General features: G+C 39.3%; 2 protein-coding genes. One reads left to right on the top strand and one right to left on the bottom strand.

Features of this window, described 5'->3' with window-relative positions; translation table 11 throughout:
• Positions 1–105: 105 nt before the first annotated feature.
• On the bottom strand, positions 106–510 hold the full coding sequence (tnpA, locus tag LC574_RS37515; RefSeq protein ID WP_229458683.1) for an IS200/IS605 family transposase: 405 nt from the start codon (positions 508–510) through the stop codon (positions 106–108).
• A 66-nt stretch (positions 511–576) separates the two neighbouring features.
• Between tnpA and LC574_RS37520 the strand changes: the two genes are divergently transcribed.
• Positions 577–2,007, top strand: coding sequence for a transposase (locus LC574_RS37520; protein WP_267871822.1), 1,431 nt, complete (start codon positions 577–579; stop codon positions 2,005–2,007).
• The last annotated feature ends 33 nt before the right edge of the window (positions 2,008–2,040 follow it).

Genomic DNA, 2,040 nt, shown 5'->3' on the forward strand with positions numbered 1-2,040 from the left:
TTATAAGGGAAATGCTGAAAACCCCTGAGAAACAGCAACGCAGTTGCGTATTTCGTACTTCAGGCAGGGGATGAAAGCTAATAACACCCTTTAGGGTGTTCTGATTTAATCTTTTTGGTGTGCTATGTACTCTATTACATTTTTCGTAGAAATATTCCCGGCAGTGGAAACAAAATAGCTGGGTGTCCACAGAGTCGGAAGTTTAAGCAATTCTGGAAACTCTTTTCTTAAGTGATGAGAAGCCCGTCCTTTAATTCTGTTCATGATTTGGGACGGGTTGTCTGTTGGTTTCACATTCAAAAATAAATGAACATGATCAGGCATGATTTCCATTGCAATAATTTTCCATCTATTCTCGTTGCAAACCTCACAGATAATTTCCTGTAGTCTTTCTGCTATTGCATCTACTAGCACTTTTTTCCTGCGTTTGGGGATAAAGACAAAGTGATAGTTAAGAAGTGATATTCCGTTCCCTTCGTGCCTATATTCGTCTGGAGAAAAACTTCCCATGCTTCTGTAATTACTGATTGTGTTTTGTATATATGTAGTGTATAATCAAATAAGTTAATCCACAAGATGAGGCGATGGTATTTGCTAACAAACTATATCTATAAGTTGCGCCCTAACATTACTCAGTCAAACAAAATGAGTGGATGGCTAGATATGCTCCGCTCAACTTACAACTGGAGTTTGGCAGACAGAATAACTCAATATAACCAACAATTCATTCAAGGAGACTATTGTGATATCAGAACTAAAGGAGAAGCCTGTCCACTGACTTGTTTTGTTAGCAAGAATGGCGCAAGTGGAGAACCTTGGAAAGACGGTAAGACCGACAATGATGGCAAACTCAAAAACCCAAGGCGCAGTGCTGGAGACATCCAAATAACGGCATTGCCAGAGTTAAAGAAACGTGCACCGTGGTTTGGGGAGATTGACTCTACAGTGCTACAACAAAACCTAAAACGTCTTGACACTGCCTACAAAAACTTCTTTGAGGGTAGAGGGTTTCCCAAGTTTAAAAACCGGAGTAATTTTACATCCTTTACTTACCAGATGGGTGTCAAAGTTCAAGTGAGTAAAATATATCTTCCTAAGTTAGGATGGATGCGTTTTTTTAACTCCCGCTCAATACCAAATGGATTTACCATCAAAGCTGCAACAATCAGGAAGCGTCAAGATGGATGGTACGTCTCGATTAGAATAGAAGATAAAGCCATACCCGACTATGTATCAAAACCATTGAATGAAGTTAATTCTATTCTTGGTTGCGACTTAGGAATAACCAAACTTGTTCACTTGTCAGATAGGTATCAAATTGATAATCCTAAATTCTCAACTAACAAGAAAGCGAAACGCACTCTGAAAATCAGGCAGAAGCGAGTTAGCAGAAAAGTCAAGGGTAGTAAAAATCGTAAAAAAGCAGCCAACAAGTTAGGAAGTTTTCATAAGAAGATTGTAGATAAACGAGTTGCTTGCCAGTGGTATGTTGCTAACAAAATAGTATCTAGAAAGGTTGATGCTATTGCACTAGAGGATTTAAATATCGCTGGGATGTTGAAACGTTGTAAGGTTAAAGTTGATGAAAATACTGGCAGGTTTCTGAAAAATGGACAATCAAGAAAGAAAGGTTTAAACCGTGCTATCTCTGATGCGGCTTGGAGTGAGTTAGTTTTAAAGATTGAGTATCTCGCTGAAAAGCAAGGAAAGGTCGTAATTAAAATTAACCCTAAACACTCTAGTCTTGAATGCAGAAATTGTGGACATATTGATAAGTCAAATCGTGATGGTGAGAAGTTCATCTGCACCGAATGCGGATATCACGAACACGCTGACATTGGTGCTGCAAAGACTATTAAAAATAGAGGCTTGGAAATAGTACGTGGGGACTCCGCGAAACTAGGTGTTAATCACCAAAACGCTCAAAAGATATCACCACGCTCTATGAGCAAACGTGGTGAGTTTGGGAACCTGTGCAAACAGGATATTAAGGCTGTAAGGTCTTAAGAATCTCCTCGCCTTTAGGCAGGAGAGTGTCAA

This window comes from Nostoc sp. CHAB 5715, from assembly GCF_020829685.1.
In the GTDB taxonomy this organism is placed as follows: domain Bacteria; phylum Cyanobacteriota; class Cyanobacteriia; order Cyanobacteriales; family Nostocaceae; genus Nostoc.